Origin of the sequence: Bacillus sp. FSL M8-0049 (assembly GCF_038593355.1) — a bacterium.
Classification (GTDB): domain Bacteria; phylum Bacillota; class Bacilli; order Bacillales; family Bacillaceae; genus Bacillus; species Bacillus safensis.
This window is the reverse complement of the sequence record NZ_CP151986.1, coordinates 918,250-944,453: the sequence shown is the minus strand read 5'-3', so window position 1 is coordinate 944,453 and position 26,204 is coordinate 918,250. Positions and strand designations below refer to the sequence as shown.

Annotated in this window: 22 protein-coding genes; 13 read left to right on the top strand and 9 right to left on the bottom strand. The window is 41.0% G+C overall.

What is annotated here, in order from left to right; genetic code table 11:
• Positions 1-339 precede the first annotated feature (339 nt).
• From NSU13_RS04745 to NSU13_RS04735, 3 genes are read left to right on the top strand one after another with little or no spacing between them, the layout of a single operon-like run.
• Positions 340-831: a sigma-70 family RNA polymerase sigma factor gene (locus tag NSU13_RS04745; RefSeq protein WP_024425287.1), complete on the top strand. Its 492-nt coding sequence runs from the start codon at positions 340-342 to the stop codon at positions 829-831.
• Complete coding sequence (locus tag NSU13_RS04740; protein ID WP_070325651.1) at positions 824-1,882, top strand: anti-sigma factor; 1,059 nt, start codon at positions 824-826, stop codon at positions 1,880-1,882. The genes NSU13_RS04745 and NSU13_RS04740 overlap by 8 nt, the downstream gene beginning before the upstream one ends.
• Complete coding sequence (locus NSU13_RS04735; RefSeq protein WP_024425288.1) at positions 1,870-2,160, top strand: hypothetical protein; 291 nt, start codon at positions 1,870-1,872, stop codon at positions 2,158-2,160. The genes NSU13_RS04740 and NSU13_RS04735 overlap by 13 nt, the downstream gene beginning before the upstream one ends.
• Positions 2,161-2,224: 64 nt before the next feature.
• Here NSU13_RS04735 and NSU13_RS04730 read toward each other — a convergent pair whose 3' ends face one another.
• Positions 2,225-3,625: an amino acid permease gene (locus NSU13_RS04730; protein WP_024425289.1), complete on the bottom strand. Its 1,401-nt coding sequence runs from the start codon at positions 3,623-3,625 to the stop codon at positions 2,225-2,227.
• A 452-nt stretch (positions 3,626-4,077) separates the two neighbouring features.
• Complete coding sequence (locus NSU13_RS04725; RefSeq protein WP_041116968.1) at positions 4,078-4,908, bottom strand: C40 family peptidase; 831 nt, start codon at positions 4,906-4,908, stop codon at positions 4,078-4,080.
• Positions 4,909-5,261: 353 nt separating this feature from the next.
• Here NSU13_RS04725 and NSU13_RS04720 point away from each other — a divergent pair, with 353 nt between their 5' ends.
• The 7 genes from NSU13_RS04720 to garD all read left to right on the top strand — a co-directional run bounded on the left by NSU13_RS04720 (position 5,262) and on the right by garD (position 14,420).
• Positions 5,262-6,623 (top strand): alkaline phosphatase, encoded by a 1,362-nt coding sequence (locus NSU13_RS04720; RefSeq protein ID WP_061109610.1) that lies wholly within the window; start codon positions 5,262-5,264, stop codon positions 6,621-6,623.
• 180 nt (positions 6,624-6,803) lie between these two features.
• Entirely contained in the window at positions 6,804-7,730 is a 927-nt protein-coding gene (gene kdgD / locus NSU13_RS04715; RefSeq protein WP_046310385.1) for a 5-dehydro-4-deoxyglucarate dehydratase, read from the top strand.
• A gap of 21 nt (positions 7,731-7,751) precedes the next feature.
• Complete coding sequence (gucD, locus tag NSU13_RS04710) at positions 7,752-9,218, top strand: alpha-ketoglutaric semialdehyde dehydrogenase GucD (protein ID WP_342489902.1); 1,467 nt, start codon at positions 7,752-7,754, stop codon at positions 9,216-9,218.
• Positions 9,219-9,283: 65 nt separating this feature from the next.
• Positions 9,284-10,660, top strand: coding sequence for an MFS transporter (locus NSU13_RS04705; RefSeq protein WP_046310382.1), 1,377 nt, complete (start codon positions 9,284-9,286; stop codon positions 10,658-10,660).
• A 27-nt stretch (positions 10,661-10,687) separates the two neighbouring features.
• The gene (locus tag NSU13_RS04700; protein ID WP_342489901.1) at positions 10,688-12,052 is read left to right on the top strand and encodes an enolase C-terminal domain-like protein; all 1,365 of its coding nucleotides are present in this window, start codon (positions 10,688-10,690) and stop codon (positions 12,050-12,052) included.
• Positions 12,053-12,123: 71 nt separating this feature from the next.
• Positions 12,124-12,828 carry a FadR/GntR family transcriptional regulator gene (locus tag NSU13_RS04695; protein WP_034282256.1) on the top strand — a complete coding sequence of 235 codons (705 nt, stop codon included), beginning with the start codon at positions 12,124-12,126 and terminating at the stop codon, positions 12,826-12,828.
• 62 nt (positions 12,829-12,890) lie between these two features.
• The gene (garD, locus tag NSU13_RS04690) at positions 12,891-14,420 is read left to right on the top strand and encodes a galactarate dehydratase (RefSeq protein ID WP_065214176.1); all 1,530 of its coding nucleotides are present in this window, start codon (positions 12,891-12,893) and stop codon (positions 14,418-14,420) included.
• Between the two features lie 38 nt (positions 14,421-14,458).
• On the opposite strand, the gene NSU13_RS04685 is transcribed toward garD, so the two are convergent.
• Together NSU13_RS04685 and NSU13_RS04680 are read right to left on the bottom strand one after the other, a co-directional pair.
• Entirely contained in the window at positions 14,459-15,871 is a 1,413-nt protein-coding gene (locus NSU13_RS04685) for a SpoVR family protein (RefSeq protein WP_034282259.1), read from the bottom strand.
• Between the two features lie 76 nt (positions 15,872-15,947).
• Positions 15,948-17,147, bottom strand: a complete 1,200-nt coding sequence (locus NSU13_RS04680) for a globin domain-containing protein (protein ID WP_342489900.1) — start codon at positions 17,145-17,147, stop codon at positions 15,948-15,950.
• Between the two features lie 183 nt (positions 17,148-17,330).
• Between NSU13_RS04680 and NSU13_RS04675 the strand changes: the two genes are divergently transcribed.
• Positions 17,331-17,762 carry an Rrf2 family transcriptional regulator gene (locus tag NSU13_RS04675; protein ID WP_034282262.1) on the top strand — a complete coding sequence of 144 codons (432 nt, stop codon included), beginning with the start codon at positions 17,331-17,333 and terminating at the stop codon, positions 17,760-17,762.
• A 159-nt stretch (positions 17,763-17,921) separates the two neighbouring features.
• On the top strand, positions 17,922-19,397 hold the full coding sequence (locus tag NSU13_RS04670; RefSeq protein ID WP_024426596.1) for a catalase: 1,476 nt from the start codon (positions 17,922-17,924) through the stop codon (positions 19,395-19,397).
• Positions 19,398-19,506: 109 nt separating this feature from the next.
• On the opposite strand, the gene NSU13_RS04665 is transcribed toward NSU13_RS04670, so the two are convergent.
• A complete protein-coding gene (locus NSU13_RS04665; RefSeq protein WP_224426432.1) occupies positions 19,507-19,770 on the bottom strand; it encodes a YqzG/YhdC family protein in 264 nt (87 codons plus the stop codon).
• Positions 19,771-20,018: 248 nt separating this feature from the next.
• Between NSU13_RS04665 and NSU13_RS04660 the strand changes: the two genes are divergently transcribed.
• Positions 20,019-20,267, top strand: coding sequence for a YhdB family protein (locus NSU13_RS04660; protein WP_024426598.1), 249 nt, complete (start codon positions 20,019-20,021; stop codon positions 20,265-20,267).
• Positions 20,268-20,644: 377 nt separating this feature from the next.
• Here NSU13_RS04660 and NSU13_RS04655 read toward each other — a convergent pair whose 3' ends face one another.
• The 4 genes from NSU13_RS04655 to glpD form a co-directional block, all read right to left on the bottom strand.
• Positions 20,645-21,295, bottom strand: a complete 651-nt coding sequence (locus NSU13_RS04655) for a response regulator transcription factor (protein WP_024425298.1) — start codon at positions 21,293-21,295, stop codon at positions 20,645-20,647.
• Entirely contained in the window at positions 21,292-22,437 is a 1,146-nt protein-coding gene (locus tag NSU13_RS04650) for a GAF domain-containing sensor histidine kinase (RefSeq protein WP_342489899.1), read from the bottom strand. Before NSU13_RS04650 ends, NSU13_RS04655 begins: the two co-directional genes overlap by 4 nt.
• Positions 22,438-22,592: 155 nt before the next feature.
• Positions 22,593-24,338, bottom strand: a complete 1,746-nt coding sequence (locus NSU13_RS04645; RefSeq protein WP_144496534.1) for a phospho-sugar mutase — start codon at positions 24,336-24,338, stop codon at positions 22,593-22,595.
• A gap of 194 nt (positions 24,339-24,532) precedes the next feature.
• On the bottom strand, positions 24,533-26,194 hold the full coding sequence (gene glpD / locus NSU13_RS04640; RefSeq protein WP_034282271.1) for a glycerol-3-phosphate dehydrogenase: 1,662 nt from the start codon (positions 26,192-26,194) through the stop codon (positions 24,533-24,535).
• Positions 26,195-26,204 lie beyond the last annotated feature (10 nt).

Below are 26,204 nucleotides of genomic sequence, written 5' to 3'. Positions count from 1 at the left end.
TTTGTCTCTATTATAACAAATTTTTTATTACCTGGTACTAAAAATTTGTACGCAGTCCAATCCTCCCTATTTTTTTCGTTTAAAATGAACGTTCTGACTGTATTCAAGCACAAGGTTTTAGGGGAGAATAGAATAGGAATTGTGTCCAATTTTGTCGTTTTTCGATGTTTTTTCCTGATTTGTTCTATTGAAAATACTTTATAAATGATGCAAATTTCGCTATGATAAGGAGAAATGATTTTAATTCGGCGAAAGAAATGAGTAATGTACGGTAATGAGAAGTTTCGTGCAACTTTATGCCTTTCTTATGCGTGTATAACATAGAGGGGAGAAAAATCAGTGACGATCGATGAAATTTATCAAATGTATATGAACGATGTTTACAGGTTTCTGCTCTCCATGACAAAAGACAAACATTTGGCAGAAGACTTATTGCAGGAAACCTTTATGCGTGCGTATATACATATTCATTCCTACGACCATAGCAAAGTGAAACCTTGGTTATTTCAGGTGGCACGAAATGCTTTTATTGATTATGTCAGGAAACATAAAAAAGAAGTGACCATATCGGATGACCTCATTGGCGGTCTTTTACAAACGTCTGTACAAAGCCCTGCTGAACAGGTTGAAATAAAGGAAGTTCTCACCATGTATTTGGAGCAGCTTCCAGATAACTACAAGGAAGCGTTGACATTGTATTATTTAAAAGAGCTAAATTACAAGGAAGCATCCAAGGTCATGAATATTACTGAAGCAAATTTTAAAAGTGTTTTATTTCGTGCAAGGCAGCGCCTAAAAGCACTTTACAACAGAGGTGTTAATGATGAATGAAGAGTTTAACAAGCGATGGGAACAATATAATAATGGTGAGATGAATGAGGAAGAAATGATAGCGTTTGAAGAAGAACTTGAAGAAAACGAAAAACGCTTAAGCCAGGAACTGAACGACTCAGATTGGACAGATTTTTCCATCAGTCCTGAGAAGCAAAAAGCCATTTTACAATACGGAAAAAGAAAGTCATATTTACGTATTTCCGTACTTGCTGTCATATCGACACTCATTATTTTACCGCTTTGTACATTAGGAAGTTATTTATACTACGGCGTTGGCGGCGCCGAGAGCAAAGGCAATCATTTCATGGAAACAGCAGCTGTCACCGTCGCTTTAACCAAACCAAACGTGGCCATTGATATGAAGGATTTAAAAGGTCAGGTCAAACTTTTTGGGATGAACACCGAATTGAAGCTGCAAAAGCAAATTGGCAATAAAACAGAAGCTATTGGCAGTGAACAAATCGAGATGTTTTTCGATAAATTAAAGCAGCCTACCATCTCTTATTATGGTGACAGCGCACGCGAAACGGAGGATTTCTTTACCCATCCTTCGGCGCAGGCAGATGCCTCAAAAAAACAAACACTCACTACGTTAGACAAGCTTCCTGAAGGAACAGTAAGTGAAGTGTATGTATCCTATGACAGAGCTTACACACCAAAGGATGTTTATTCCTTTGCTAAAAAATACGATATGAAAGTGCTGTGGAATGCGATTAAAACAGAGGATTCATTAAGTGGAAATCAGCGGCCAATCGGCTTTCCTGGGAAGGACTCTGAATTTTTAAAAGAGCTTCAGCACACATCAAAAACTGAGGTAGATCAATTCAAAGATGCCCTTGCTTATGTTAATCAGCACCCGACATGGGCAACAACGATCTCTGGCAGACCTGATCTTGACCTGTCTAATCGTATACGCTATATCGATCAAAATGGCGTCACGGTTTATGGCTCTGTGGTCACTGGGCCTTCAAAAGAGATTGAGAAATTTGTAAAGACAAAACGCATTAAAACGGCAAAAGTGAGCGAGGTGGAATTATGGAATTGGTAAGAATTTTTAAAGAGCATAATGTATTTGGCTGGATTTCTGTCGGCACAGCGATATTATCCCTGCTCATGCTAAACCTCGCCATTATCAGCAACGTGACATTTTATTCTTTTCAAATGCTTCCTTTTGCAATGGCCGCAGTTCCATTTGGCATTATTGAACTGTTCATTAAAAAAGGCCGTACGGGTCCAGGTTTCCTCGGTGTCGTACTGAATATCTTTGTCATTGTTTGTGTCTATGCCATCGTATCAATCGATGTCGATCTTCAATTAGGTTTTTAATCAGCACTCAAAAGCAAAAGCCCGTGTTACTTGACTAATGCCAAGCATCACGGGCTTTTTTCATTTATTTTTTATTCAATTCTGAATGCTTTCTTGAATATAAGAAATACACAACCAGCCCAATGGCAAGCCAGATTAAGAAACGTACAAAGGTGATTGCACCAAGCTTATAAATGAGCAATCCGCAAGATAGAATAGCTAAGATCGGAATAAGCGGAACTGCCGGGCATCTGAAGGCTCTCGGTAAGTCCGGCTGCGTTTTTCTCATCACAATGACCGCCACTGATATCAAAATGAATGCTGAAAGTGTCCCGATGTTCACTAAACTTGCCAGCTCATCAAGTGGAATAAATCCACCCATTAATGCTGACAATGTACCGAAGAACAATGTATTGATGTAAGGAGTTTTATGCTTTGGGTGAACTTTTGATAATACCTTTGGCACCAAGCCATCACGAGACATAGCAAACATCACGCGTGTCTGGCCGTACAGCATGACAAGCATCACGGTTGTCATCCCTAGAATCGCTCCGACATCCACAATACCAGCCACCCAGTTTTGTCCGGCTACTTGTAAAACGAGAGACACTGGATGTGATACTCCTTCAAAATTCATAAAAGGAACGATGCCCGTCATAATCGCACTGACAACGACATAAAGCAGCGTACAAATCAATAAAGAAGTAATAATTCCTCTAGGCAGGTTGCGTGATGGATTTTTTGTCTCCTCTGCCGCAGAAGCAACTGCATCAAACCCGATAAATGCAAAGAATACTAGGGCTGCTGCACTTAAGACCCCTGATGTCCCAAATGGAACGAATGGTGTCCAGTTTTCAGGTTTTACATATTTCACAGCGACTAAAATAAAGAGCAGAATCACAGCAATTTTCATAATAACCATGATGTTATTTACTCGTTTTGATTCTTTAATACCAAAGTACAGCAGGAAGGTGATGACCATTAAAATAATAAATGCTGGTAGATTAAAATATGTCACTTGCCCCTTTAAACCACCTGGAGCTGCTGTTAACTCAACTGGTATATGAATCCCTATCCCATTTAAAAAAGACACAAAATAGCCTGACCAGCCCGCTGAAACGGCACTAGCAGCCAGCATATATTCTAATATTAAATCCCAGCCAATGATGAATGCTAGAAATTCCCCCATTGATGCGTACGTAAATGTATACACAGACCCTGACACAGGCACTGTTGAAGCAAATTCCGCATATGACAGTGCTGCAAACAAACAAGCAAGACCTGCGATGACAAATGATAGCACAAGTCCTGGCCCCGCAGTGACGGCTCCTGTACCTGTTAGAACAAATATCCCTGTCCCGATAATGGCTCCAATGCCCAGCATGGTTAAATCAAATGAACCCAATTCCTTTTTTAATGCTTTTTCCCCTTGTGTTGCCGCAATGAGCTCTGAAATGCTCTTTTTTCTAAACAACGAATTGCTCATACCATCACTCCCAAAACTTAGTATCAGTCTAAAGACGCCACATTCATATAATTCACAATATTTTCTGAATATTTAGATTAAATTTAGCGCAATAAATTGGTGGCGTAAAATTATTATATATGAAAATTAAAAAATGAAAACACTTTTTTAAAAAATAGAGTGAAAATTCTTATATATCAACGAAAATATTGTCAATAAAACGGTTAGATTTTCTTCAATCCTTATTCAATTGATAGTTTGTCTCCCTCTATTTATGATACAACATGGAAGATTATATTTTTTTCATATACTTATTATTCAACAAAAATAAGACCCTTTTTTTAAAAGCGGGGTCACAATTATGTTATTTTAAAGCCTTTAGACCGATAGTGATCTATGAGAAAAAGACCAGTTCTGCGGCACAAATGATATATGAAAAAAGAGACTGCTTCATAGCAGTCTCTTAAAATGAATTAGTTTACAAATGTTTTCGCTCCAAGATAAATAGGCTTCCAATAGCTTGATGTCATATCACTGATCGTTACACCGTCAGAAGCAGCATGGATAAACTTATTGTTCCCAAGGTAGACACCCATGTGAGATGGACCCGATTTATACGTTGTAAAGAAGACAAAATCTCCAGCCTTTGGTTTGGATACACTTTTCATCGATCCCCAGAAACCTTCAGTTGTTTGTCTTGAAATCTTTTTTTGTTTGTTAATGATATACCACATAAATCCGCTGCAATCAAAGCCCTTCGGTGTCGTTCCACCCCATCTATATGGAGTACCGTTTTGCGCTTTAGCATCTGCTATGAGCTTAGACGTGTTTAAGGAAGAAGTAGAGACTGTTTTTTCTTTCACAGGTTTCGCCTTTACTTTAGACGTCTTTTTCACCTTTAGCTTTTGCCCGATTTTAATGAGGTCTGTTTTAAGTTTATTTAACGATTTCAACTCTTTCACAGTCATCCCGTATTTTTTGCCGATCTTAGATAATGTATCACCTTTGACAACTTTATGAGTGGCAGTTGCTGAAGCCGTTTTTACTTTTGTTGTTGTTTTTGATGTCTTCACTGCTTTTTTCGAAGAAGTGCCATTCACTTTTAAGGTTTGTCCAACATAAATCACGTTAGATTTCAGCTTATTGTCTGATTTAATTTTGCTCACGCTTGTTTTGTATCTTTTCGCTAGAACAGAAAGAGAGTCACCTTTTTGAACTTTTACTGATTGTGCTGAGGCAGCGCCGGCAAATAATGTCGTCCCAAGTAGAACTGCACTTGCAGCTGTGATCAATTGTTTTTTCATTTGTTCCTCCTGTATGTATCTATCTGATCCGAATTTTTATCTACTCCCTATTATAAGGATCAAATACCAGAAGAAATAGTCTTGACTTCCTACGACATTATGCTTATTAATTCGGCAAAATTTATTTTTTTTTAGGGTTCTTTTTATTTCATTTTCATTACACAATCATGACAAAATAATCGCATCTTGTCATGGATAAATGATACATTCATTTCTCTTTTTGGTTCATTCTATGTAAAGTGGACCTTTACAATTTTAAAGTGAACTTTACGGTGCTGTAAAAAGGAATCCACACTTCTGCTCTACCATTGTAAACGTAAGAGCGATACATAAACAATGAGGAGGCAAAATGAATGAGTGTGTTGAAAAGCTCGAAAACGAAAATTGCTGCAGTGGCAGCAGCATCTGTGCTATCGATTGGCATTTTTTCAGGGATTGAATTTGGACAAGCTGACAAAGCTGAGGCTAAAAAGAAGCCGAAAAATGACGTGCAAAATGTGATCGTGCTGATTGGAGATGGCATGGGAACACCTTATCTTTCAACTTACCGCTCATTTAAACACAACGGTGACCTTTCAAAGCAAACAGCGTTTGACCCTTACCTCACTGGCATGCATAAAACATACCCTGACGACTCTAAAAGTAACATTACCGATTCAGCAGCAGCTGGTACAGCCATGGCCACTGGTAAAAAGACATACAACAATGCCATTGGTGTAAACAAAAACGGCAAAAAACTAAAAACCGTTTTAGAAGAAGCCAAACGAAAAGGAAAATCGACGGGTCTTGTCGTGACATCTGAATTAACAAATGCTACGCCTGCTGCGTATGCCGCTCACGATGTGTCTAGGAAAAACACTGCAGCCATCGCTGATGATTTCTTCGATGAGAAAATCGGGAAACAGCATACAGTCGATGTCATGCTTGGCGGAGGACTTGTCGATTTTGTCCGAAAGGATCGTGATCTGACGAAGGAATTCAGACAAGCCGGTTATGATTATGTCACCAATAAAGCCGCCTTACAAAAAAACAAAAATGAAAAAGTGTTAGGCATTTTTGCTGATGGAGGTCTCGATAAAGCCATTGATCGTGATCAAACGACCCCTTCCCTGCAAGATATGACATCCTCAGCCATCAAACAGCTGTCTAAAAACAAAAAAGGATTTTTCCTTATGGTCGAAGGCAGTCAAATTGACTGGGCTGGACATGATCATGATATTGTCAGTGCAATGAGCGAAATGAAGGATTTTGAAAAAGCATTTGAAGAAGCGATTCGTTTTGCGAAAAAGGATAAAAACACGTTAGTCATCACGACCGCAGATCATTCAACTGGCGGACTTTCCTTCGGAGCAGACGGTTCAGGCAGCTGGGATTACAAACCGGTAAAAGCAGCGAAAAAAACGCCTGACTTTATCGCAAACAAAATTGTCAGCGGCATGACTGTTGAGTCAGCGCTGAAACAATATATCAATCTTGATTTCACAAAAGAAGAAACAGCCTCTATTCAAAAGGCCGCTGAAACAAAAGATACTGTTAAAATTGATGATGCGATTGAAGAAGTGATCAATACAAGATCACATACAGGCTGGACAACTTCTGGTCATACCGGTGATGAAGTTCCATTCTTTGCGTATGGCCCAACAAGCCAGCAGCTAAAAGGTCTGATGGAAAATACAGATCAAGCAAAACATATCTTTAAATTACTTCATCAATAAAACGAAGAACATTGTAAGAGCAGGTGTAGAAAATGCCTGCTCTTTTTATTGTTCAATCTTCCAGTTGAAATTTCTGAAAATAAAGATATTGACAAATTGTTTATTTGTCTTACAATTAAACAAAAGAGTTTTTGGTAGCGCTTACCTTTCTTTTTAACAAATTACAGGAGGTTTTTAGCAATGATTCAAGGTAGAAGAGCACCAGAAGGCATATTAGGTTTTCCTATCGCTCCTTTTCAAGCAAATGGTCAGCTTTCTGAGGAAGCACTATTTCAAAACATTCAATTCTTACTAGACGAAGGGCTCGATGCCATTTTTATTGCATGTGGGTCGGGAGAATTTCAGTCTATTAGTCAAAAAGAATACGAGCAAATGATTGATGTGGCACTTGCAGCTGCCGGTGGTCAAGTCCCTGTTTATTCAGGAGTTGGAGGAAATTTAAATACCGCACTGGAGTGGGCGAAAATTTCCGAGGAAAAAGGCGTTGACGGTTACTTATTACTCCCTCCTTATTTAATTCATGGTGAACAAGAAGGACTATATGAATACGCCAAAACCATTATAGAAAGTACAAACCTAAATGCCATCTTATATCAACGAGATAATGCTGTTCTTTCTGTGCAGCAAATCAAACGGCTCACTTCTTTTGAACAGCTTGTTGGTGTAAAAGATGGGGTCGGTGATATGGATTTAAACGTGAATCTTTCCTATACAATAGGCAGCAGGCTCAGCTATATAAATGGATTGCCTATGGCAGAGGTCACAATGCCGGCTTACTTACCGATTGGTTTTCATTCCTATTCCTCCGCAATTTCTAATTATATCCCGCACATCTCAAGAATGTTTTATCACGCACTAAAAACGGGTGATCAAGAAACGGTCAAGGACATTTACACAACTGTTATTCTACCGATTAACCGGATTCGCCAACAGAGAAAGGGCTATGCCGTCTCACTCATTAAAGCCGGCATGAACATCATGGGACATTCTGTCCGCAATTCAGCAAGACCGCCTGTTGTTCCTGTAGAAAAAGAACACTATCAAGAACTAGAGAACATTTTACAGCACGCAATGGAACGCTTCCCGAAAAAAGCGGCTGTGAATTAACGAAAGAAAGGAGCTCATATTATGTCCACTTCAGTGAAACAAAAAACGTACTTCAATTATATCAATGGTGAATGGGTAAAGGCTTCCACAGGAGAAGTGATCCCCATTCAAAATCCTGCCGACAAAGAGGAGGCTGCTGGATATGTGCAGCGCTCAAGTCTCGAAGATGTAAACGCAGCCATCACTGCAGCTCATGAAGCAAAGACGATGTGGCGAGATTTATCAGGTGCAGAACGAGGACAATATCTTTATAAAGCAGCTGATTTGCTGGAAGAACGTCTCGATGACATTGCCATTACTGCTGTAAAAGAAATGGGTAAAACTCTGCCTGAGGCAAAAGGAGAAACGGCACGCGGTGTAGCCATTCTCCGCTACTATGCCGGCGAAGGAATGCGCAAAGAAGGCGATGTCATTCCTTCTACTGACCGAGAGGCACTCATGTTCACTAAAAGGGTTCCATTAGGTGTTGTAGGCATCATCTCTCCTTGGAATTTCCCTATTGCGATCCCTATTTGGAAAATGGCTCCTGCACTCATTTATGGGAACACGGTCGTCATTAAACCTGCGACAGAAACTGCCGTTACTTGCGCAAAAATCATGGCCTGCTTTGCAGATGCCCACCTTCCAAAAGGAGTAGTCAATATGGTCACAGGATCGGGAGCTGTCGTAGGTCAAGGAATGATTGAACATCCAAATATCCAAGGAATTACATTTACTGGATCAAATGCAACGGGTAAAGCCATCGGTCAAAAAGCCTTTGATCGCGGGATTAAGTATCAGCTTGAAATGGGAGGAAAAAACCCCGTTATCGTAGCCAATGATGCGGATCTTGATCTTGCGGTAGAAGCAGCCATTACAGGAGCCTTCCGGTCAACTGGACAAAAATGTACAGCAACGAGCCGAGTCATTGTCCAAGAAGACATCTATGATGCCTTTAAAGTAAAACTCGTTCAAAAAACGCAAGAGATCACTATTGGGGACAGTTTAAAAAAAGACGTATGGATGGGTCCGATCGCAAGCAAACAGCAGCTTGATCAATGCCTTTCCTATATTGAAACTGGAAAAAAAGAAGGTGCCACCCTCCTTTTTGGCGGGGAACCATTAACAGATGGTGATTATCAGAATGGTTATTTTATTGAGCCTGCTATTTTCGAACATGTCACCTCAGACATGACCATCGCTCAAGAAGAAATATTTGGTCCTGTCATTGCTTTAATCAAAGTGCAAGATATCAATGAAGCATTTCACATTGCCAATGATGTGGTTTTTGGCTTAAGCGCTTCTATTTTCACACAAAATATCGGTCGTATGCTGTCCTTTATTCAGAATATCCAAGCTGGGCTCATTAGAATTAATGCAGAAAGTGCTGGTGTAGAGTTACAGGCACCATTTGGTGGAATGAAACAATCAAGCTCTCATTCTCGTGAACAAGGAGAAGCGGCAAAGGAATTCTTTACAGCCATTCAAACCGTTTTCATTAAATCGTAAAATTGAAGCATTTGAGAGGGCATCTGCCCTCCTCAATTCTCTATTTTAGAAAAGGAGAAGAAATGATGATAAATAACCTCTTCCATGCTTCACAAACTGATAAAAAAACGTCTGTCCGCTGGTTTATCGTCTTCATGCTGTTTCTTGTCACTTCTGTCAATTATGCAGATCGTGCTACCCTTTCTATTGCTGGAGATTCTGTTCAACATGACCTTGGTCTTAGCTCTGTATCAATGGGTTATGTCTTTTCTGCTTTTGGCTGGGCATATGTCATTGGCCAATTGCCTGGCGGTTATTTATTGGATAAATTCGGTTCTAAAATGGTGATTGCCTGCAGTATTTTCTTTTGGTCTTTGTTTACATTGTTTCAAGGTGCCATAGGTTTTTTTACAGCGGGTACTGCGATTATTCTCCTTTTTACCCTGCGATTTTTAGTAGGGCTGGCGGAAGCTCCTTCCTTTCCAGGCAATAGCCGTGTAGTGGCTGCATGGTTTCCTAGTTCTGAACGTGGAACAGCTTCTGCTTTCTTTAATTCAGCTCAGTATTTTGCGCTTGTCATTTTCTCTCCAATTATGGGCTGGCTTACACATTCTTTAGGATGGCATTCTGTTTTTGTTGTTATGGGAATCCTCGGTATTTTGCTGTCTTTTCTTTGGATAAAAACCGTCTATAATCCAAAACAACACCCGAAAATTAACGCAGCAGAGCTCGATTACATATCAAAAGGCGGGGCTTTGACCTCAATGGATGATGAAAAGAGCCAGCAAAACAAAGAATCCAAATGGCCATACGTGAAACAATTACTTTCAAATCGGATGTTAATTGGGGTTTATATTGCTCAATATTGCATTACCACCCTCACTTATTTTTTCTTGACGTGGTTTCCTGTGTATCTTGTTCAAGCAAAAGGAATGTCCATTCTCGAAGCAGGTTTTGTTGCTTCCCTGCCAGCTCTCTGCGGTTTTTTAGGCGGAATCCTTGGCGGCTTGTTATCCGATTTTTTATTAAAAAGCGGGAAATCGCTTACTTTCGCACGAAAGACACCCATTATTATCGGCATGCTTCTTTCATGCAGTATGATCATCTGCAACTATACAGAATCTTCATGGATTGTTGTTGCGATTATGTCGCTTGCTTTCTTTGGAAAAGGATTCGGTGCACTTGGCTGGGCCGTTGTATCAGATACCTCCCCAAAGGAATGTGCCGGGTTAAGCGGCGGTTTATTTAATACCTTTGGCAACATTGCATCCATTACAACACCCATTATCATTGGATATATTGTCAATGCGACAGGCTCTTTCAGTGGTGCGCTCGTCTTTGTCGGCAGTAATGCCGTTATTGCAATCTTAAGTTATTTATTCCTTGTGGGTCCCATTAAACGTGTGAAGTTAAAAGAACCCCCTTCAACACCTCCGGCCCAAGTCCCATCCAGCTCTATTTGAAAGCGCTTTATATAAAGGAGGATATATATGAATCAATACTTAAAAGAAGTCAAAAAGGAACGAGCAAACAATCTCCCTTACATTACTGACATGAAGGTGATTCCTGTTGCCGGCTATGACAGTATGCTTTTGAATCTAAGCGGAGCGCATGGACCTTTTTTCACAAGAAATGTTGTCATACTAACAGACAGCAGTGGCCGTCAAGGAGTCGGAGAAGTTCCCGGCGGTGAAAACATTCGACAAACACTTGAAAAAGCCGCCAGACTTGTCCTCCAAAAACCAATTGGGCAATATCATGCCATCCTGCAATCGGTGCAGCAAACATATCAAGACCTCGATAGAAGCGGGAGAGGCAATCAAACCTTTGACTTACGGACAACAATACATGCTGTTACAGCGATAGAAGCGGCTCTCTTGGATTTATTAGGTCAATTTTTAGAAGAACCGGTTGCCTCCTTATTAGGAACAGGTCAACAAAGACAGGTCGTTGACATGCTTGGGTATTTATTTTACATAGGGGATCAAATGAAAACCCCTCTCCCCTATTTGAAAGAAGATCATTCATCTTGCAGCTGGTTCCGGCTAAGGCGTCAAAAAGCACTAACACCGATCGACATTGTCCGTTTGGCTGAAGCGGCTTATGAACGCTATGGATTTCAGGATTTCAAGTTAAAAGGCGGTGTCTTTTCCGGGGAAGCAGAGATGGAAGCTGTAGAATCTCTTTCAAAACGTTTTCCAAATGCGCGCATCACACTTGATCCTAATGGAGCGTGGTCTCTTGATGAAGCCATTCAGCTTTGCAAAGGAAAACAACATGTGCTTGCATATGCAGAGGATCCATGTGGAGCAGAAGACGGATTCTCATCAAGAGAAATTATGGCCGAATTCAAACGAGCTACCGGCATTCAAGTGGCTACAAATATGATCGCAACTGATTTCCGTCAATTGTCACACGCCATCCAATTACATGCAGTTGATATTCCACTGGCGGACCCGCACTTTTGGACAATGGAAGGTTCAGTTAGAGTCGCTCAAACGTGTCATGATAACGGCTTGACTTGGGGATCGCACTCAAACAACCATTTTGATATTTCTCTGGCCATGTTTACACACGTTGCCGCTGCTGCACCAGGTCATATAACAGCGATTGATACCCACTGGATATGGCAAGATGGCCAGCATTTAACAAGGAACCCACTTTCAATCAAAGAAGGTCGTGTCAAAGTGCCACAAGAACCCGGGCTGGGTATTCAAATTGATCTAGAAAAGATAGAGGAAGCCAACCGTTTATATAAACAAATGAAGCTTGGTGCAAGAAATGATGCCATTCAGATGCAATATCTCATGAATGGCTGGACATTCGACCCGAAAAAACCGTGTTTGATTCGGTAGTTTGACTGTAAATGATTGTATTCCCCTTCATTTTGTCTTACAATTGAACAACTGAAGGGAGAGAATGACTCGTGAATGAAAGTATGGATGAACTTAAATTTGAAACAGTGAATCGAAAAACATTAGCAAAACAAGTCATAGAACGTATCGTTCATTTATTGTCTAGCGGACAATTAAAAGCTGGTGATAAACTGCCAACAGAAATGGAACTCATGGATATTTTATCGGTAAGCCGCCCTGTATTGCGCGAAGCTTTAAGTTCTCTTGAAACATTAGGCGTTATCACTAGAAAAACACGAGGCGGTACATATTTTAATGATAAAATTAGCAATCAGCCATTTTCAGTTATGCTCGCACTGGCTCAAGATAATTTACCAGCCATTCTAGAAGCTCGTATGGTACTAGAACTAGGCCTTGTCACCGTTGCTGCTGAGAAAATTAGTGATGAAGAATTAAAAAAATTAGAAAGAACCATTGAAATGATTGAGGAAAGTACAGATAACAACTATGGTGAAGCCGATAAAGAATTCCACCGGATTATTGCCTTAAGTGCAAACAATCCAGTTGTTGAAGGCATGATTCAGGCGCTTTTAGTATCACACGCCAAGATTGACAGCCAAATTCCTTATCGAGAAAAAAACGTGACCGTTAATTATCATCAGAAAATTTATGAAGCGCTTCAGCTTAGAGACCCATATCAAGCACACTTCCATATGCATGAACATTTGAAGTTTGTACGTGATAAAATTTTAAAAGGATTAAATCAAACGCCATGATACGGAAGCGGATATGCTTCCTCTCCTCTTAAAAAAGACAGCGCTTTCAAAGGAGTGATCTCTTGAATCAAAAAGCAAAGGAAGCACCCCTATATATTCAGGTAAGTTCAAAGGATAATGTAGCAATCATCGTAAATGATGGCGGACTACCAGCTGGCACCAGCTTTTCAAGTGGATTGACGTTAACTGAACGCATCCCTCAAGGGCATAAAGTTGCACTTAAGACAATTGAACAGCATGCACCAATTGTGCGATATGGTGAAATCATTGGATACGCTAACGAAACCATCATACAGGGAAGCTGGGTGAAAGAAGAGCTCGTTCAAATGCCAGCTCCTCCTCCTTTAGACAAATTATCATGCCTAACATACAGCGGTCCTCCGCTTAAAAAGCTTGATGGTTATGAATTTCAGGGATACCGAAATCCAGATCATTCTGTTGGTACTAAAAATATTCTCGGGATTACAACAAGCGTGCAATGTGTCGTTGGGGTTCTTGACTATGCGGTCAAAAAAATCAAGGAAGATCTGCTGCCGAAATATCCAAATGTGGATGACGTAATTCCCCTCCACCACCAATACGGCTGCGGTGTGGCCATTCATGCACCAGATGCGGTCATTCCCATCAGAACCATCCAAAACTTAGCCACACATCCGAACTTTGGCGGAGAAGTGCTCGTCATTGGATTAGGCTGTGAAAAACTCATACCATCACGCATTGTGTCAGAAGAGCGGCAAGACGATATTTTAACATTACAGGAGGAATCAGGCTTTTCTTCAATGATTACCTCCATTCTGAAGGCTGCAGAGCACAAACTAAAGAAACTCAATAGGCGGACACGCGTCCCATGTCCTGTATCGGATTTAGTGGTAGGCTTACAATGCGGTGGAAGCGATGCATTCTCAGGTGTAACAGCAAACCCCGCCGTTGGATATGCAGCAGACCTCCTTGTCAAAGCAGGAGCAACGGTTCTTTTTTCAGAAGTGACAGAAGTGCGTGATGCCATTCACCTATTAACTCCAAGAACTTTGAATGAAGAAACGAGGCAGGCACTTATACGGGAAATGAAATGGTACGACGACTATTTAAGCAGAGGTCAAGCAGATAGAAGTGCAAATCCTTCCCCAGGAAATAAAAAAGGCGGTTTATCCAATGTCGTAGAAAAGGCGCTTGGTTCTATCGCCAAATCTGGCACAAGTCCAATATCTAGTGTGATTGGGCCTGGTGAGAAAGCGGCCACCAAAGGGCTGATATTTGCTGCAACGCCGGCAAGCGATTTTGTTTGCGGAACACTGCAGCTCGCCTCTGGTATGAATGTACAAATTTTCACAACAGGCCGAGGAACTCCATACAGCCTAGCAGCAGCACCTGTAATAAAAGTTTCTACAAAAACCAGCTTACAGACACAATGGCCGGATCTTATTGATTTTGATGCCGGCCGTATTGCAACCGGAGAAGCAACAATCGAGGAAGTCGGTACAGACCTGTTTCATTATATACTAGATATCGCCAGCGGCCGGAAAGAAACATGGGCCGATCATTGGGGGATTCATAACGATTTGTGTCTATTTAATCCAGCCCCAGTCACATAAAAGAGATGTCCGTTTGAGGACATCTTTTTTTATGATCATTAAGCGAGATATTTCCTATGAACCCCTTTTCCATCATAAGAAAACATCACTTCTTTTCCTTCAAGAACTGACTCGATATGCACACTTCTTCCCCACAGCTGATATAAATACGGAAGGACTTTTTCTAAGTATTTCAGATCAAGTTCAATGCCTTCATACCAATGCTTGATATAAAGTTCGTTATTTTTTAAATAGTCGCCATCGATCACGGTCAAATACGGAAAGCCGCCATTCACTCTCATACTGACTAACTGATCACGAACCGCCTTCCATTCTTTATCAATGACTTTATAGTCTCTCCCCTGCTTTTGAAACAAGTACAAGTCTTCTCTCATCACAAGGTCTTTCGTTAAGTAGTTTCGAATAAAGGAAATATCCGATTCAATTTCCCTGACTTCAAACATTTTACTGCGGCCAGATCCTTCTTTGACCCCTGCTTTTTTTAATTCTTCACATGGGTTGTTATAGCGTTCTTCAATATCTTCAAAAATTTTCAGCCCTAAATAGTAAGGATTGATGCCTGTTTTAGATGGCTGCACCACACCTGCATTTAATTTCGCAAATTCTATCGATTCACTTGAATCCAAATCAAGCTCCCGCATAATCCGCTGGTGCCAATACGATGCCCAGCCTTCATTCATAATCTTTGTTTCCAGCTGCGGCCAAAAATAGAGCATTTCTTCTCTCAGCATGGTAAGAACATCCCGCTGCCATGGCTCCAGCTCCCGGGAATGCGCTTCAATAAAGAGTAAAAGATCCTTTTCAGGCTTTGGCGGAAACTGCTTAACGGTTTTCTTTTTCTCACGCATTTTCGGCTCATCCATTCCCCACAAATCATCATAAGGCGTTTGACGTTTTGGTTTATCATCTTCACTTTCTTCATCGTCCATATTCCAGCTTAATTTTGATCGAACAAGAGACGGATCAATATGCTCCTGGATAGCCAATACGGCATCTAAAAAGGCTTCGACTTCTTTTGTTCCGTGGATATGCTCATATTCTTTGATCCGCTCTGCCGCTGCTGACATGCTTTCGACCATATCTCGTTTTGTGTTTTGGAAACGGCAATTATTTTTGAAGAAATCACAGTGTGCCAATACATGAGCCACAATTAATTTATTTTGAACGAGCGTATTGTTATCTAGTAGAAAGGCGTAGCAAGGATTTGAATTGATTACCAGTTCATAAATTTTGCTTAATCCTAAATCATAATGAAGCTTCATTTTATGAAATTGCTTCCCAAAGCTCCAGTGGCTGAATCGTGTTGGCATTCCATATGCACCGAACGTATAAATAATTTCCGCGGGACAGATTTCATACCTCATCGGATAAAAATCTAGACCAAATCCTTCTGCAATTTCTGTAATTTCATCAATCGCTCTTTGTAAAAGACGTTTTTCAGATACGCTCAAGGAAACCATCCCTCCTCATCGGACTTATCCCTACTATATGAGCGTATGTAAAAAAACATGATGTTCCGCCAACCGTTTAGACGACTTCCATTTCTTTTGTGGATTGCCCGCCAAATGCTTCGAAATGAATATTGCGCGATGGAATTCCAAGCTCTTTTAAAATATGAATGATCTCCTGTGTAAACACCGGGGAACCGCATAGATAAAATTGGCCTTTCCCTTCTCCGATCACCGATTGAAGAAATGGACGGTCAATGCGGGAAGACACTTTCTCAACAAGCTCACCCTTTCCAGACTGCGCAAATTGTTCGTTACATAGGATGATGCGCCCATGGGAAGCTGAAGCTAGAACGCGTTCAAACTCATTTTCAAAAGCATTTACATCCTCTAATCGATCTGCATGAATCATCGTGAATGTCTGGCTGTTTTGTGCGGCAGTTTTCACTAAACCAATCATTGGTGTGACACCAGACCCAGCACTGATGAAATAAACAGGCTCTTTTGTGTCTCCTTGCAAGCAGAACATTCCCTGCGGCATACTCACTTGAAGAACGTCCCCTTCTTCCATTTCATCATGCAAAAATGTAGACACATGACCGTCACGCTTCACTGTAATACGGTAATAAGATGGATGATGCTCGTCTGATAAGCTATATTGTCTGCTGCACATATAGGCCTCTCCTGGCATATCTGCCTGAACCGTAATGTATTGGCCTGCTTGATACAATGGCAGCTCTGATTCATCTTCTGGTACTAAATAAAAAGAGATAAGCGATGGAGATTCTTGCTTCTTTTTCTTAATCACAAACGGCTTCACATCTGCCCATCCGCCTGTCTGTTTCACATTTTCATCCATCATTTCTGCTTCTATAGTAATGAAAATATTCGCAATGATGTCATATGCAGCTTTCCAAGCTAATAAAGTGGCATCTTCTTCTCTTAAGCCAAACACATCTTTCATCGCTTCAATCAGGTGATATCCGACAATTGGGTATTGTTCTTTTTTGACCATGACACTGACATGCTTATGGGCAATTTGTTTGACCGCAGGAAGTAATTCCTCTAATCGATCAATGTGCAGTGCAGCTTGATATAGTGTCGCAGCAAGTGCCTCTGGCTGACTTCCGTTCATCAGATTTGTTTTATTAAATTGATTGAGCAGCTCCGGGTGCTGGCGAATCATATTTTGATAAAAAACAGTGACAAGTTTGGTTCCCTCGGCTTTTAGTAGAGGAGCTGATTGCTTTATTGCATTCATTTGATCTTTAGAAAACATCGTCATTCCTTCTTTCAAAAGAAGTATTTTAAATACATCTTTATCGTAATGGATGACAGTCTCTAAAAGCAATATTTATAATACATGTTTTAAATGTTGTCACATTTTACACTTTCTCGAACAGTTTTTGTCTAAAATGTGTTACGATGATACAAAACTCTATTAGGTTTAGAGGTCGTCAAAATGAAACTTACGAATTACACAGATTTCTCATTAAGGGTACTCATTTATTTAGCTTCGAGAGAAAATAATGAACTGTCAAATATTCAGCAGATCGCCGATGTTTATGGCATTTCTAAAAATCATCTGACGAAGGTGATTTATCATCTTGGAAAACGCGGGTATGTGGAAACGATTCGCGGAAGAAATGGCGGGATCAGGCTTGGAAAAAGCCCAGAAAGCATTAATATTGGAGAGGTTGTCCGTTATACAGAGGATGATTTAGTCATGGTTGAATGCTTTGATCCAAAGAAAAACAGCTGCATTATCTCCCCAATTTGTTCATTAAAGCATGTACTTCATGAAGCACTCACTGCTTATTTAAGCGTTCTAGACCGATACACACTAAACGATTTAACACGAAACAAAGATGCTCTTAGAGAGCTCCTGCTTTAAGGCGAAAGAATTTATTCTTTCGTCTTTTTCTTTACCTTCTTGTAATAATAATTTATTTAAAATTATTATAAATAAATATTGACTATCATGTTTGATTCAATATAATTAGGGTATATAGATTGCTAGAAAACACTTTTTTGTTTACAGGAGGAGAAAAGAATGACAAATTCAAATCATAAAAATTTGACAACGAACCAAGGCGTGCCTGTTGGCGATAACCAAAACTCAAGAACAGCTGGTCACCGCGGACCTACCTTTCTTGATGATTACCATTTGATTGAAAAACTCGCACACTTTGATCGTGAACGTATTCCAGAGCGCGTCGTTCATGCAAGAGGCGCCGGCGCTTACGGTGTGTTTGAAGTAGAAAACAGCATGGAGAAACATACAAAAGCAGCCTTCTTAAGTGAAGAAGGAAAACAAACAGACGTTTTTGTTCGCTTCTCCACCGTTATTCATCCGAAAGGTTCACCTGAAACATTGCGTGACCCGCGCGGCTTTGCTGTCAAATTTTATACAGAAGAAGGCAACTATGATCTCGTTGGTAACAACTTGCCGATCTTCTTTATTCGTGATGCATTGAAATTCCCTGATATGGTTCACTCTCTCAAGCCAGATCCTGTAACCAATATTCAAGATCCTGACCGTTATTGGGATTTTATGACCTTAACGCCTGAATCCACTCATATGCTCACATGGCTTTTCTCTGACGAAGGAATCCCTGCAAGCTATGCTGAAATGCGCGGTTCTGGTGTGCATACATTTAGATGGGTGAATAAATACGGCGAAGCAAAATATGTAAAATATCACTGGAGACCTTCTGAAGGTATTCGCAACTTATCTATGGAAGAAGCAGCGGAAATTCAAGCAAACGATTTCCAGCATGCGACAAGAGATTTATATGACCGCATTGAAAAAGGCAACTTCCCAGCATGGGACTTATATGTTCAGCTTATGCCGCTTAGCGATTATGATGAACTTGATTATGATCCATGTGACCCAACAAAAACGTGGAGCGAGGAAGATTACCCGCTTCAAAAAGTAGGACGCATGACACTCAACCGCAACCCTGAAAACTTCTTTGCTGAAACGGAACAGTCTGCTTTCACGCCAAGTGCATTTGTTCCAGGAATTGAGGCATCTGAAGATAAACTGCTTCAAGGCCGTCTGTTCTCATATCCTGATACGCAGCGCCACCGACTTGGTGCGAACTACATGCGCATTCCGGTTAACTGCCCTTATGCACCTGTACACAATAACCAGCAGGATGGCTTTATGACAACGACTCGTCCAAGCGGTCATATTAACTATGAACCAAACCGTTATGCCGATCAGCCAAAAGAAAACCCTCACTACAAAGAAAGTGAGCCAGTTCTTCACGGTGACCGTATGGTGAGACAAAAAATTGAAAAACCGAACGATTTCAAACAAGCTGGAGAAAAATATCGAAGCTACTCTGAAGAAGAGAAACAAGCATTGATTAAAAACCTAACAGCTGATTTGAAAGATGTGAATGACCAAACAAAATTACTTGCAATCTGCAACTTCTATCGTGCCGATGAAGATTACGGCCAGCGATTAGCAGATTCACTTGGTGTGGATATTCGCGCTTATCTTCAAGGTAGCATGAAGTAATTCCATTTCGAAAAAATTGTTGGACAAAGGGCTAAAATGATCTTTATTTTAGCCCTTTGTCTTTTTTGACTGAACGCCTCGAGCACCCTTTACAAAAAAAGGTGCTTCTTTATAGTCGAAACACGTTAATACTAATCAAATGACCAGTCACCGGATGGAAATAAATTTCTGCATGTGCGGCAAAGCGAGTTGACCCTTCCTTTACAGTGACGCGAAACACATCTTTTGTCTGCTCATCATTCACTTCTGTCCGGCCAATGTAATGATAATCATTTAATGCGGCACCTTTATATTCATCTTTAAACGCTGTGTACGCAAGTCTTTCCCAATTTTCAAACGGCTGCACTGCTGCTTTTGATGCAGGATGAATCATCAAACTGCCAAGCAAAACGATTCCTGCTGCAATAAGCATCCACCATTTCGGCTGCATGATATCATTGAACTCACTTTCATATATGTTTTGTTTAGGTTTAGCAAGCCTGTCCTTTTTCATACATGAAGCAATTATTCAGCCTATAATTCCCGGTACACGATTGATGCGGACACCAACTTTTCCCCTGAAAAAGTCGATATGATCCGAGCAAACTAATGAAGACTTCTCAAGGGAAAGGAGAAGGTTTAATGAATGTGGCGGATTATGATAAAGCACTTTATTATACGCATCGCTCGCAATGGGATAATTTACTTATTCTTATGGTACGTACGCAAGATGATTTGCTCTCGAAACGTATTGAGCATTTCTTACATGCGTATCAATTTAACCGGAACGATGCAGATGTTGAAAAATGTTTATATGGGCTCCTGCAGTACATTGATCATGCTTCAGAGGCTGCTGCTTCTGAAGTTTATTCACAACCGATGTACACATAAAGAAAAAGGGCTAAAATGAATTTTTTTTAGCCCTTCCCTTTTATATACAATTAGCAGTGCGCTGTAATGGGAAGCGTTAGAGTTAATGTATGGATCGCAAGCTTATTCAAGTTCTCTTTTAATTTGTCATCATCATGACGAAAATCACTTACTAATTCATATGCCTCCACTAGATCCCCTCCTATTTTACATTCACCTGTGATTGACCGGTTCATCCCCTCATTTAAAATAAAAAAAGACTGGATGAGCATACACTCATCAAGTCTTTTATGGTTTTTCTATTAGAAATTAGACTGTTCATGCTTCTCTTTTTTATTCAATTCATTGAATTGAATGTGCGCTTAAAAGTTTTAGCATGACGCCTAGATCTCCTTTTGTCATAGCAGCTCTTTCGGCTGATTTTTTTGATAATCCACTGCATACAGAGCCGCTTGGGTTCGATCTGCCAGCTCTAATTTTGATAATACATGAGATACGTGCGTTTTGACAGTTTTTTCAGAAATAAACAGCGATGAGGCAATTTCTTTGTTGCTTTTGCCTTTTGCAATCTCAAATAAGACATCTCGCTCTCTATTGGTGAGCTCTTTCATCAATGCCCATTTCTGCTCTTTTGGCTCTGTCAGATGCTGCACGAGAAAGGTCGTGATATGACCATCTAACTGGTAGGTGCCATTTTGAACTTCAATCATGGTCGAAAGCAGCTTTTCTGGTGCTACATCCTTTAATTGATAGGCTTTCGCCCCTGCTTGAATGGCGGGAATGACATAATCTTTATCCGCATAGCTTGTCAGGATCACAATGCGGGAGTCCGGCATTTCCAGCGTCATTTGTTTCGTTGCCTCAATGCCATTCATTACAGGCATAGACAAATCCATTAAGACAATGTCAGGCCGGGTTTCTCTGACAACCTCTAATGCCTCTTGCCCATTGGACGCCTCACCAACGATGTCCACATCAGACTGTGTCTGCAAGAAAAACACAAGCCCTTTTCTCACAATATGATGATCATCTGCAATGACAACTCTCATGACGATCCCTTCCTTTCTTGTGAAAATGGCACTTTTACATGAATCGTAGTCCCTTTACCTAACTCTGAATGGATACAAAATGTACCACCTGCTCTTCGGATGCGGTCAGACATCCCTTTCAGCCCAAGTGAAGGAAGGCTCATCTGCTCGTCATATTGAAAACCTTTTCCGTGGTCAATGATTTTCATCTCCAACGTGTCTTTTGATTGCTCAAGCTTGACCTCGACTTCTTCTACTTCCGCATGTTTTTGACAGTTATTGAGCGCTTCTTGACATACCCGAAACAAAGTTTCATTGTGAGAATGGTCCATTTCTATACAGCCTGATAAAGATAAAGTGCAGCGTAATCCTAAAAGCTGTGCATACTCTTCAATTGCTGTCGTAAACCCTTTTTCAAGGCCTCTGGGTCTCAGCTGCCAAATGAGTGACCGCATTTCAATCAGAGCATCTTGTGACAAATGCTGAATAAAATCAATCATTTCTCCTAAATGTTGATCGCTTGTCATTTGCCGTGCAGCCTTAGCAGTCAGACTCACAGAGAACAGCATTTGGTTGACAGAATCATGCAAGTCCTGTGCCAGCCGGTTTCTTTCTTCCAGAAGTGCGTGCTGCTGTTCATTTTGCACAAGCTTCATCCGCTGAATGGCGGTGCCAATTTGAAGTGCAATGCTTTCAAGCAAATTCAGCTCTTCTTGCGTAAATGTGACTTTTCCTTTTGCCGCCACATTTAATAAGCCGAACGTACGCTTACACGCTTTTAGCGGTACGGTCGCATGATGAGTAATTCCTTCTGTATCCCCGAGCTTTTCTTCAATTGCCGTTTCAATCCGTTTGCAGTTAATAATATTGGTGGCTGATTGCAGCGAGCCTTTTGTGTATCGGTTGATGCAATAACAATCATTTTGACACATGAGCTGCTCTTGATGCTTTGCAAGTGCTTCAGGTAAGGAAACCTCTGCCATCAGTTCATATGACCCGTCTTTTTCTATAAAATAAATCCATGCTGAATGAAAGCCTGTGACATCCATCAGCATATGGAGCACTTCATGGAGCGTTTCTTTCATTTCCATGCCTTCATTTAGCTTTTCAGCAATTTCTTTTAACGTTTTTAATGTTTCAACCTTCTCTTGGTATTCTCCCATACTGTTTACCCCCGGCATTTGCAGCCTTCACTTATCATTACGCTCATTATACCATGAGCCCCCTCGTCGCTCTTTCTCCAAAAGAATGATTTCTTCTCATCCTTTTGGCTGAGAAAAGGCCATCATGCATTCATACACGATGGCCTTGTCTTTCGTTATTTCGCTGTTTCTTCCACAATATCATAAACGACTTTCATCACTTCTTCTGACAAATGCTTTAGCTTTTCTTCACTATCTGTTAAAGACGTGCCTTTGACTGCAATATAAAATTTCACTTTAGGCTCAGTGCCGGAAGGTCTTAAGCAGAACCACGAACCATCCTCAAGGAAATATTTCAGCACATTTGATGCTGGCAGGTGAATGGTTTCCTCTTTCTTTTCAGCCACAAGTTGTCTTTGACTTGATTGATAATCCTCAATCACTGTGATGCGCTGCCCTGCGATGGCAGCTGGCGGATTTGTTCTAAAGGTATGAAGGATCGCTGAAATCTGCTCTGCTCCTTCTTTTCCTTTTAAGGTTAACGACTTTAATCCTTCCCGGTAAAATCCAAATTGCTTGAAAATATCGACAAGCGCATCGTACAAGGACTTGCCCTGCTTTTTATAGAAGGCAGCAACTTCAACGGCTAAAAGTGCCGCTTGCACCGCATCTTTATCTCGGGCAAAGTCACCGATCAAATAGCCATAGCTCTCTTCATAACCGAATTGAAACGTGTATTCTCCGCTCTTTTCAAACTGCTTAATTTTTTCTCCAATAAATTTAAAGCCTGTGAGTGTGTCTATCGTGTCGGCACCAAAAGCTGATGCTACAGCGCGCCCAAGCTCACTTGTGACAATGGTTTTCATCACAACGGGACGAGGCGGCAATTGACCCAGCTTTTGTTTTTCAGACAATAAATAATGAAGCAGCAGGGCGCCTGTCTGGTTGCCTGTTAAGACGGTAAATTCTCCTTCGTGATCTCTGACCGCAATGCCTAACCTGTCAGCGTCTGGGTCTGTGGCAATGAGGATATCTGCATTTTGTTTTTCACCAAGCTTAATGGCGTACTCAAATGCTGCATGCTCCTCTGGATTCGGCGAGGTCACTGTTGAGAATTGTGGATCTGGTTTTTCCTGCTCAGGCACAACAGTGACATGCTGATATCCAAGAGCCTGCAGCCCGTTTCTGACAGGGTGATTGGCTGTCCCATGAAGCGGAGTAAACACGACTTTGACATCGACCTCATGTGCCAGCTCAGGGTGCACACTAATGGTTTTTAATTTTTCAATATAAGCATGGTCGATTTCTTCTCCGATTATTTTGATCAGCCCTTGCTGTTTCAACGTTTCTTCAGAATCAACTGAAATCGACAGTTCATTTTCAATTGCATCTACTTCTTGAATGACTTGATCTGCTTCAAATGGAGGCAGCTGCCCGCCATCTTCACCATACACTTTATAGCCATTATATTCTGGTGGATTATGACTTGCTGTCACGACGATTCCAGCAAATGCATGCAGCTCACGAACCGCAAAGGAGAGCTCTGGTGTCGGACGCAATTCATTAAATACGTACGTTTGAATGCCCTGTGAAGCAAGTGTTCTGGCTGCTTCCATTGCAAATTCAGGCGATTTATGGCGTGAATCATATGCAATGGCGACGCCTCTATTTTTTGCATCCTCTCCATGTTTCGCAATATATGCAGCAAGACCTGCTGATGCTTTACGAACAGTGTACACATTCATTCGGTTCGTGCCTGCACCAATCTCACCGCGCATTCCTCCAGTGCCGAACTCAAGGTTTTTGTAGAAACAGTCTTCAAGGGCCTGGTGGTCATCTTGATGCGTCTCCAGCCATTCCTTTAGTTCAGTATCCAGGTGCTTCTCATTGATCCATCGCTCATAATTCGTCTTCCAACTCATGGTCGTCCTCCCCAGCTCTTATCATCAATAAAATAACATCTACTGTTATTTTATATGGAATCATCCTTTATGTCATGCTATATCATTAGCAGTTGGAAAAAATGCTGCACAAATAAAAAAAGCCGATACATGATCGGCTTTCAGATTGTTCACAAAGGGTTAAAATGATCTTGCTTTAGCCCTTTGTCTTCTTTTTATTCAGCATCAAGCGGTACGACTGCTTCATGGAATAGTTGATCTAATTCTGTTTGATATTTCTGTTTTGCTGCTTCATCCCAGCCAAAACGTTCTGCCATATAATCGATGACTGGCTGTGCATATTTTTTTGCCCAATTGATATTAAATAATAGGCTTCCTGTTCTTCTTAAGAAGAAGTCAACAGGAGTAACGGCTAATTCTTCTTCAATCGCATAGACAAGCTCTGCCAGTACATACGCTGGAATATTTCGTTTGTCTGCTTCCCCTTGAAGCTGCTCGACACGTTTGAAGAGACTGCTGACATTTGAGCCATATTTTTCAGCTAGTTTTTGTGCAATCGGTTCTGTTAAACCAACAGATGCTCCTTCTGCTGTTTTCGCTTGAACAAAGGCTGCCATGTTTTTAGATCCGCCTACATGGCCGCCTGAGATTGGCATATGTTTTGTTTTACACGGTCCATAATCTTTGCCCGTTTCCTGTTTCAGTCCATCACGTACTAGATCGACAATATGCTCAGCCATTTTACGGTAGCCTGTTAATTTACCGCCAGCAATGGTGATTAAGCCTGAAGATGATGTCCACACTTCATCTTTACGAGAAATTTCTGAAGGATCCTTGCCCTCTTCATGAATGAGCGGACGAAGACCGGCCCAATTGGATTCTACATCTTTTTCTGTAATATTGAGATCAGGGAACATGTACTGAATCGCTTGGATGACATAGTCACGATCGGCCTTTGTCATACGCGGGTGCTCTAGCTGTTTCTTGTACACTGTATCTGTTGTTCCAACGTACGTTTTGCCTTCTCTTGGAATGGCAAAGACCATACGTTTATCAGGTGTGTCAAAGTAAATCGCTTGTTTTAATGGAAAGACCGATTGGTCAAATACTAAGTGAATTCCTTTTGTATGCTGTAAATGTTTTCCTTCTTTTGAGTGGTCCTTGTCTCTCAGCTGATCTACCCATGGACCTGTCGCATTGACGATCTTCTTCGCATACACATCGTAGGTTTTCTGTGTCATGACATCTTCAATGACAACACCAACCACTTTGCCTTTATCATAAATAAATTCTTTTACTTTCGCATAGTTGACCGCCTCCGCTCCAAATTTCACAGCCTCTTTCATGACTTCGATTGTGAGGCGTGCATCATCTGTACGGTATTCAACATAGTAGCCGCCGCCTTTTAAGCCGTCCTTTTTGACAAGCGGTTCTTTTTCAAGTGTTTCTTTTGCACTTAGCATGCTTCTGCGTTCGCTATGCTTTACGCCAGCTAAAAAGTCATACACTCTAAGCCCAATAGAGGTTGAAAACTTACCAAATGTCCCGCCTTTATGCATCGGAAGAAGCATCCATTCTGGCGTTGTGACATGAGGACCATTTTCGTATACAATGGCACGCTCTTTACCGACCTCTGCGACCATTTTCACTTCAAATTGTTTTAAATAACGAAGTCCGCCGTGCACTAGTTTCGTTGAGCGGCTAGACGTACCTGCAGCGAAATCCTGCATTTCTGCAAGACCGACACGCATTCCGCGTGAAGCCGCGTCAAGTGCTGTACCAGCGCCTGTTATACCCCCACCAATGATAAACACATCATATGGTTTTTTTGTCATTTCCTGCAGCATTTGTTCTCTTTCTAAGCTAGAAAAAGTCATCTCTTGTTCC

What these genes read in the sequence shown, in the direction of transcription:
- NSU13_RS04730 (WP_024425289.1), bottom strand. Translation starts at nt 3,625, where the DNA reads ATGAGCAATTCGTTGTTTAGAAAAAAGAGCATTTCAGAGCTCATTGCG.
- NSU13_RS04705 (WP_046310382.1), top strand. Translation starts at nt 9,284, where the DNA reads ATGATAAATAACCTCTTCCATGCTTCACAAACTGATAAAAAAACGTCT.
- NSU13_RS04720 (WP_061109610.1), top strand. Translation starts at nt 5,262, where the DNA reads ATGAGTGTGTTGAAAAGCTCGAAAACGAAAATTGCTGCAGTGGCAGCA.
- NSU13_RS04700 (WP_342489901.1), top strand. Translation starts at nt 10,688, where the DNA reads ATGAATCAATACTTAAAAGAAGTCAAAAAGGAACGAGCAAACAATCTC.
- NSU13_RS04650 (WP_342489899.1), bottom strand. Translation starts at nt 22,437, where the DNA reads ATGGGAGAATACCAAGAGAAGGTTGAAACATTAAAAACGTTAAAAGAA.
- NSU13_RS04660 (WP_024426598.1), top strand. Translation starts at nt 20,019, where the DNA reads ATGAATGTGGCGGATTATGATAAAGCACTTTATTATACGCATCGCTCG.
- NSU13_RS04725 (WP_041116968.1), bottom strand. Translation starts at nt 4,908, where the DNA reads ATGAAAAAACAATTGATCACAGCTGCAAGTGCAGTTCTACTTGGGACG.
- NSU13_RS04670 (WP_024426596.1), top strand. Translation starts at nt 17,922, where the DNA reads ATGACAAATTCAAATCATAAAAATTTGACAACGAACCAAGGCGTGCCT.
- NSU13_RS04645 (WP_144496534.1), bottom strand. Translation starts at nt 24,338, where the DNA reads ATGAGTTGGAAGACGAATTATGAGCGATGGATCAATGAGAAGCACCTG.
- NSU13_RS04665 (WP_224426432.1), bottom strand. Translation starts at nt 19,770, where the DNA reads ATGATTCATCCTGCATCAAAAGCAGCAGTGCAGCCGTTTGAAAATTGG.
- glpD (WP_034282271.1), bottom strand. Translation starts at nt 26,194, where the DNA reads ATGACTTTTTCTAGCTTAGAAAGAGAACAAATGCTGCAGGAAATGACA.
- NSU13_RS04675 (WP_034282262.1), top strand. Translation starts at nt 17,331, where the DNA reads ATGAAACTTACGAATTACACAGATTTCTCATTAAGGGTACTCATTTAT.
- NSU13_RS04680 (WP_342489900.1), bottom strand. Translation starts at nt 17,147, where the DNA reads ATGTTTTCTAAAGATCAAATGAATGCAATAAAGCAATCAGCTCCTCTA.
- kdgD (WP_046310385.1), top strand. Translation starts at nt 6,804, where the DNA reads ATGATTCAAGGTAGAAGAGCACCAGAAGGCATATTAGGTTTTCCTATC.
- NSU13_RS04735 (WP_024425288.1), top strand. Translation starts at nt 1,870, where the DNA reads ATGGAATTGGTAAGAATTTTTAAAGAGCATAATGTATTTGGCTGGATT.
- NSU13_RS04740 (WP_070325651.1), top strand. Translation starts at nt 824, where the DNA reads ATGAATGAAGAGTTTAACAAGCGATGGGAACAATATAATAATGGTGAG.
- NSU13_RS04655 (WP_024425298.1), bottom strand. Translation starts at nt 21,295, where the DNA reads ATGAGAGTTGTCATTGCAGATGATCATCATATTGTGAGAAAAGGGCTT.
- gucD (WP_342489902.1), top strand. Translation starts at nt 7,752, where the DNA reads ATGTCCACTTCAGTGAAACAAAAAACGTACTTCAATTATATCAATGGT.